Raw genomic sequence first — 6,038 nt, 5'->3', positions numbered from 1 at the left:
CATCCACACCACCCTCTGTTTGCTCCGGCGCGCCACGCGCCAGGCTCGACACCAAAGATTCAAGAAGCAAGACACATGCCACCGGCGTCTGGCGCCGGGGCCGCCCGCTTGAAAGACGTTGCCATGCCAAGCGCGGACGGGTCATGCTGTACGAAAGGCATCGTGCCTATTTTTTGAACGGCTGTCCACAATCGCCCGGGCAACATGCACCGCCATCTTGAAGGTGTAATGGGTCCGGCTTTAGGCTGGCGGCACCCAGGAGATTGCCATGTTCAGATTCCTCACCCCGAAGTCGATCAAGCCGCCCTTTGCCCGCTACAGCCACGGGGTCGAGGTACCGCCTGGAAAGCGGCTGGTGCTGTGCTCGGGTCAGGTTGCCATAACCGCGGACGACCAGATTCCCGAAGAGGCCGGCGCGCAGGCCGAACTCTGCTTCCGCAACATCGAAGCGATCCTCGGCGAAGCCGGGCTGGGCCTACGCGACATCATCCGTATCAACGCCTATGTCACCGACCGCGCGCATCTGCGGCCCTATATGGATGTCCGCGACCGGCTGTTTTCCAGCCCCGCGCCGGCCTCGACGCTGATGATCGTCTCCGGCTTTGCCCGACCCGAATTCAAAGTCGAGGTTGAGGCTATCGCGGCCGGGTGATCGACAGGCGGGGCTTGCCGCGCTAGGTCTGCCTGACCATTGAAGAGGCATGACATGACCGTAGCCAAAAGACGCGTGTGGTGGGGCGACTACCGGACCACCGAATACGCCTCGATCGACCCGGAGGCGACGATCGCCGTGCTGCCGGTGGCGGCGATCGAGCAGCATGGGCCGCATCTGCCGGTATCGACCGACACCTCGATCATGAACGGCATGCTCGACACGGTCATTTCGCGCCTGCCCGACGACCTCGACATCCGCATCCTGCCGGTCCAGGCGGTGGGCAAGTCGAACGAGCATCTTCACGCGCCGGGCACCCTCACTTTGCCGGCAACCACGCTGATTGAAGCCTGGACCGAGCTTGGCCTGTCGATCGCGCGCGCCGGCGTGCGCAAGCTGATCGTTGTCAACTCACATGGCGGCAACGAGGAGATCATGGGCATCGTCACGCGCGAATTGCGCGTGCGCGAAAAAATGCTGGCGGTAAAGACCAGCTGGCAGCGCTTCGGCCGCCCGGCCGGCATGTACACCGATCTCGAGGACCGCCACGGCATCCATGGCGGCGATGTCGAGACCTCGCTGATGCTGCATTTCCGACCCGACCTTGTCGACATGGGCAAATCAGACAATTTCGTTTCCAATGTCGCCAAGGCCGAGAAGGAATTTTCGCTGTTGCGCCACACCGGCACCCACGCCTTGGCCTGGATCGCTAGCGATCTCAACCCGAACGGCGTCGTCGGCGATGCCAGCATCGCGACGGCGGAAAAGGGCCGGCTGACGGCAGAATATCAGGCCGACGGCTTCATCAGCCTGCTGCGGGATGTGCGCAAGGCGAAGCTCGCGGACTGGTTGAGATAAGTGTCTGCTATGAAGGTAATCACAGACAACCGTTGCCCGCCAAACTCGGACTTCGTCTGAATGGTGGCAAACGAATCCGGGCCGAGACCTGCGATGCCTTCGGGGCTTGTATGGCGGCGCCGATCAATCGCGCCGGAATGTCCGTGATGGATCGGAGCAGGCGCAATGTGCTGATCGGTGCGTCTATCTTTGGAGCCCTGAGCCTTGCGGGGCTGCTTCCTACCATGTGCGCAATGCGGCAAATCAGGACAAAATCCCCCATGGCCGAAGCCAGCCATCCCAAACGGCCGCCGGGTCAGGCGAAGCCGTTGCTGGAGGAAGATATCGCGCCGGTGCTTGCGCGCCTTGATGCCTGGTATGCTGCCCATCTGCCGCCAGACAAATATGTGTTCAATCCGCTGGCCACGGACGCGCAACTGGATACGTTCGAGCGCCTGATCGGCCTCAAGATGCCGCGCGCCTATCGCGCCCTATACCGATGGCACGACGGCGAAAACGACGACCGTTGGGGCCTATCTATGGGCTTCCGCTGCTGCCGCTGCATCAGGCAGGGGCGCAATGGAAAGCCTGGGGCGATGTGCTCGTCGATTTCGGCGGCAATCGCTATGAAATTCCCGGAGGAGCGTGGCCTGAACACGCGGTTGACCCGGCCTATATCAATCCGCGCTGGATACCGCTGACCCATGATGGCTCAGGCAATCATATCGGTCTCGATTTCGATCCTTGGCCCAGCGGTCGCGTCGGCCAAGTCATCCTCTTTGGGCGCGACGAAGATGTGAAGGCGGTGCTTGCGGAATCCCTTGGCAAGTTCCTCGAGTGGATCGCCGGGCTGCTGGAAAGCGGCAATTTCAGATTGGAAGCGGCGGAAGAGCCCGTGCTGCGCCGGTTCCGATTGAAGGCGCCCCCATCAAACGACTTCCACGAAGGTGCACGAAGCCTTCTGGGCGCACGTGGCCCCTTCCTATGACGGATTTTGAATGAGATAGCACTCGGGCAGCATGCCCTACATGTCGATCTTCAGCGCGAATGGCGTCCCTTCAAAGGCATCCGCACCGCGGCCGATCGATTCGATCGCCTCGATCATGCGGCCGTTGCGATCAAGCAGCGCATCGGCCACCGCGATCAGTCGCGGATTGGGCGTTGCCGAAGGCGACAGCGCCCGCAGCGTCCGCGCCAACTCGGCCTCGTCACGCTTCGGCGCCAATGCGGCCGCGATGATATAGGCCGAAGCCGTCGAGCGGCTGATGCCGGCATAACAATGCACGAGCATCGGCCTTGCCCGGTCCCAGCGGCGCGCGAAATCGAGCAAATTGCGCACATGCTCCTCGCCCGGCATGGTCATGCCGTCCTGCGCCGCCGCGATGTCATGCATGACCAGATGCAGATGATTTTCTTTCGATATCGAGGCCGGCCGGACCACCGCCGTTCCGGCGGCAAGCAGCGACAGCATGCGGTCGGCGCCGCTCCTGGCCACCGTTTCCTCGATCTTTGCCAGCGAGCAGACATGGATCATTGTTTCGAACCCTTCGATTGATGCTCGAGCCGCTGCCATTCCTCCTCACTCCCCGGCAGGCCGGCGCGCAGAACGTCAGGCCGATCGGCAAAATGGCGAAGCAGAATGCCGCGCCCGCCGAGCGCGGCAAACAAATCGGCAGCATGCGGCAGGCGAAGAAAACGGAACAGCGTGGTGCCACCCATAACGGGAATACCGAAGCGGCCGAACAGCGCATCGAGCCGCGCCGATTCATCAGCCAGCGCCGTCCGCATCGCGTCCTGCCAGCCGATATCGGCAAGCGCGCGAATGCCGTATTCCAGCGCCGGGCCGGCAACGGCCCATGGCCCGAATTGTGTTTCCAGCCGTTCGACCGTCACAGCATCGGAAAGTGCAAAACCGAGCCGCAGGCCGGCTAGACCAAAGAACTTGCCGAACGAGCGCAGCACGACGACGCCGCCCTGGCCGACATCGCCGCAGAGGCTATGCTCGCGCGGCCCAACATCCATGAACGCCTCGTCGACAACCAGCAGCCCGCCCTTGGCGCGCAATCCGGCAGCCAGAGCCAGCAACCGGTCGCGCTCGAAGACACGTCCATCCGGATTGTTCGGATTGACCATGATGGCAAGGTCGGCGTCCGCCAGGTCAGCGAAATCGCCGACCTCGGTCACCGCGTGCCCGGCGATCACTGCTGCGCGGGCATGTTCGGCGTAGGTCGGACCCAGCACCAGCGCCCTTCCGGGGGTAATCAGCGAGGCGACGCGCGGCAACAGGATCTGCGTGCCCGGTGCCGCCACGATGTTGGCTGGCGACGGCGCCCCATAGGCACTGGCAGCGATCTCTGTCAGCTCACGCGTGCGCGCGGCTTCCGGCAACCGCGACAGCGAGGTGGCGGGCAGGTCGAAAAGCGGGTAGGAGTGCGGATTGATACCGGTCGAGAGGTCGACGAATGGCAGCAGGGCGTTGGGGAAAAGCGCCCTCGCGCGGCCAAGACTTCCACCATGGTCCACAACCGCCCCATTAAGAAGCTTCATGTCAGTCCTGATCGCTTTCCTGTCATTGGCCGTCGAATTCGCCCTCGGTTACCCCGATTGGCTGTTTCGCGCCATCGGCCATCCGGTGACGTGGTTCGGCAGGCTGATATCCTTTCTCGACCGCAGGCTCAACCGCGCCACTGATCCCGACGCGCTGCGTCGCAAGCGTGGTGTCCAGGCGCTGCTGGTCATCGTGCTGGTGCCGGCGATAATTGGCCTGGGCGTACAGATCCTGTTCTGGTTCGTTCCCATGGGCCTGGTCATCACGGCCCTCCTGGCAACATCGCTTCTGTCGCAGAAGAGCCTCTATGAGCATGTCGAGGCGGTGGCTGACGCCCTCGACACCGGCGGCCTCGCCTTGGCCCGCCTTGCCGTTTCGCGGATCGTGGGCCGCGACCCTGAAACGCTCGACAGGGCCGGCGTCTGCCGCGCGGCGATAGAGAGCCTGGCCGAGAATTTTTCCGACGGCATCGTCGCCCCTGCCTTCTGGACCGGCGTCGGCGGCCTGGCTGGCGGCGCCGCCTACAAGGCCGCCAACACCGCCGATTCGATGATCGGCCACCGCACCCCGCGCCACGAGGCCTTCGGCTGGGCGGCGGCGCGCTTCGACGACTGGATCAATCTGCCGGCGTCGCGGCTGACGGCGCTGCTGATCGTGCTGGCGGCGTTCTTCGTCAAAGGCGCTGATGCGAAAAATGCCTGGCATGCGGTGTGGCGCGACGCGAAAAAACACCGCTCACCCAATGCCGGCTGGCCGGAAGCGGCGATGGCCGGTGCGCTCGGCCTGGCGCTCGCCGGGCCGCGCAGCTACGGCGGCGTGCTCGTGGACGACGTCTTCATGGGCGAAGGTGGGCGGCGCGAGGCCGACAGCGTCGACATAAGGCGAGCGCTGAAACTCTATCGCATCGCCGACTATCTGCTGATCGCGCTGTTCGGGTTGGTTTCGGTCGTTGTCATCGTGGCGTGATCTACTTCACCCTCCCCTTGTGGGGAGGGTAAGAAACGCTCAGAACTCGATCCCCTGCTGCGCTTTCACGCCTGCGGAAAAATGGTGCTTGGTCACGCCCATTTCGGTGACGAGGTCGGCGGCCTCAACCAGCGCCGGCTTGGCGTTGCGGCCGGTGACCACGACATGCAGGCCCTCACGCCGCGCCTTCAACGCCGCAACCACTTTGTCGAGATCGAGATAGTCGTAGCGCAGCGCAATGTTCAGTTCGTCGAGCACCAGCAGGCTGATCGACGGATCGGCCATCAGTTCGAGCACCTTGGCCCAGGCGGCTTCGGCGGCGGCGATGTCGCGCTTCAGGTCCTGCGTTTCCCAGGTGAACCCCTCGCCCATCGCGTGCCAGACGACGCGGTCGCCGAAGGCGGCGAAGGCGTCCTTCTCGCCGGTGTGCCACTTGCCCTTGATGAACTGGACAACGCCGACGCGCTTGCCGTAGCCGAGCATCCGCAGCGCCAGGCCGAAGGCAGCCGTGGTCTTGCCCTTGCCGGGACCGGTGTTGACGATCAGCAATCCCTTCTCGACCGTCTTGCTCGCCACCTCGGCATCCTGCACAGCCTTGCGCTTGGCCATCTTGGCGCGGTGGCGTTCTTCGTCCCTATTGTCGATGTCGGTCATGTCATTTCACCTTGAGCGGCAGCCCTGCCACCATAAGCAGCACCATGTCGGCGACGGCGGCGACCTGCTGGTTGAGCCGACCGGCGGCATCGCGAAACCGGCGCGCCAGTGCATTGTCCGGCACGATACCCTGGCCGACCTCATTGGACACCACGAACCAGGGCCCGCGCGGCCGCGACAGCACCTCCGTCAATCGCCGGCATTCCAGCTCGAAATCGTGTTCGGCCAGCATGTGGTTGGTCAGCCACAGCGTCAGGCAGTCGACAAGCACCGGCCGATCCTCCGGCAAGGCGGCAAGCGTACCGGCGAGATCGAGCGGTGCGTCGATGGTCGTCCAGCCTTCGCCGCGCCGCGATCGGTGCAACGCGATGCGTTCATGCA

8 protein-coding genes are annotated in these 6,038 nt (G+C 64.0%); 4 read left to right on the top strand and 4 right to left on the bottom strand.

The features are described 5' to 3' along the window. The first annotated feature begins 268 nt into the window (after positions 1-268). The 3 genes from EOC06_RS26440 (at position 269) to EOC06_RS26430 (ending at position 2,477) form a co-directional block, all read left to right on the top strand. Positions 269-652: a RidA family protein gene (locus EOC06_RS26440; protein ID WP_127271694.1), complete on the top strand. Its 384-nt coding sequence runs from the start codon at positions 269-271 to the stop codon at positions 650-652. A 54-nt stretch (positions 653-706) separates the two neighbouring features. Next, on the top strand, positions 707-1,510 hold the full coding sequence (locus EOC06_RS26435; RefSeq protein WP_128309164.1) for a creatininase family protein: 804 nt from the start codon (positions 707-709) through the stop codon (positions 1,508-1,510). Positions 1,511-2,087: 577 nt separating this feature from the next. Then, complete coding sequence (locus EOC06_RS26430; protein WP_368773604.1) at positions 2,088-2,477, top strand: SMI1/KNR4 family protein; 390 nt, start codon at positions 2,088-2,090, stop codon at positions 2,475-2,477. Between the two features lie 36 nt (positions 2,478-2,513). Here the strand turns inward: EOC06_RS26430 and EOC06_RS26425 are convergent, their stop codons facing one another. Beyond that, positions 2,514-3,023: a tyrosine phosphatase family protein gene (locus EOC06_RS26425; RefSeq protein ID WP_128309162.1), complete on the bottom strand. Its 510-nt coding sequence runs from the start codon at positions 3,021-3,023 to the stop codon at positions 2,514-2,516. Beyond that, positions 3,020-4,036 carry a threonine-phosphate decarboxylase CobD gene (gene cobD / locus EOC06_RS26420; protein ID WP_128309161.1) on the bottom strand — a complete coding sequence of 339 codons (1,017 nt, stop codon included), beginning with the start codon at positions 4,034-4,036 and terminating at the stop codon, positions 3,020-3,022. Before cobD ends, EOC06_RS26425 begins: the two co-directional genes overlap by 4 nt. Between cobD and cbiB the strand changes: the two genes are divergently transcribed. Then, positions 4,035-5,003, top strand: coding sequence for an adenosylcobinamide-phosphate synthase CbiB (gene cbiB, locus EOC06_RS26415; protein WP_128309160.1), 969 nt, complete (start codon positions 4,035-4,037; stop codon positions 5,001-5,003). The genes cobD and cbiB overlap by 2 nt on opposite strands. A gap of 39 nt (positions 5,004-5,042) precedes the next feature. On the opposite strand, the gene cobO is transcribed toward cbiB, so the two are convergent. Next, positions 5,043-5,657, bottom strand: a complete 615-nt coding sequence (cobO, locus tag EOC06_RS26410) for a cob(I)yrinic acid a,c-diamide adenosyltransferase (RefSeq protein ID WP_128309159.1) — start codon at positions 5,655-5,657, stop codon at positions 5,043-5,045. Position 5,658: 1 nt separating this feature from the next. Beyond that, positions 5,659-6,038 (bottom strand): bifunctional adenosylcobinamide kinase/adenosylcobinamide-phosphate guanylyltransferase (locus tag EOC06_RS26405; protein WP_145967818.1); only part of this gene is annotated, 380 nt, incomplete at its 5' end.

Source organism: Mesorhizobium sp. M7A.F.Ca.MR.362.00.0.0, from assembly GCF_004023175.1.
In the GTDB taxonomy this organism is placed as follows: Bacteria; Pseudomonadota; Alphaproteobacteria; order Rhizobiales; family Rhizobiaceae; genus Mesorhizobium.
Note: the sequence above shows the minus strand (reverse complement) of the source record. Positions and strands in the feature narration are given on the sequence as shown.

Coding starts and splice junctions, on each gene's coding strand:
- cobO (WP_128309159.1), bottom strand. CDS start 5,657: ATGACCGACATCGACAATAGGGACGAAGAACGCCACCGCGCCAAGATG.
- cbiB (WP_128309160.1), top strand. CDS start 4,035: ATGTCAGTCCTGATCGCTTTCCTGTCATTGGCCGTCGAATTCGCCCTC.
- EOC06_RS26425 (WP_128309162.1), bottom strand. CDS start 3,023: ATGATCCATGTCTGCTCGCTGGCAAAGATCGAGGAAACGGTGGCCAGG.
- EOC06_RS26440 (WP_127271694.1), top strand. CDS start 269: ATGTTCAGATTCCTCACCCCGAAGTCGATCAAGCCGCCCTTTGCCCGC.
- EOC06_RS26435 (WP_128309164.1), top strand. CDS start 707: ATGACCGTAGCCAAAAGACGCGTGTGGTGGGGCGACTACCGGACCACC.
- cobD (WP_128309161.1), bottom strand. CDS start 4,036: ATGAAGCTTCTTAATGGGGCGGTTGTGGACCATGGTGGAAGTCTTGGC.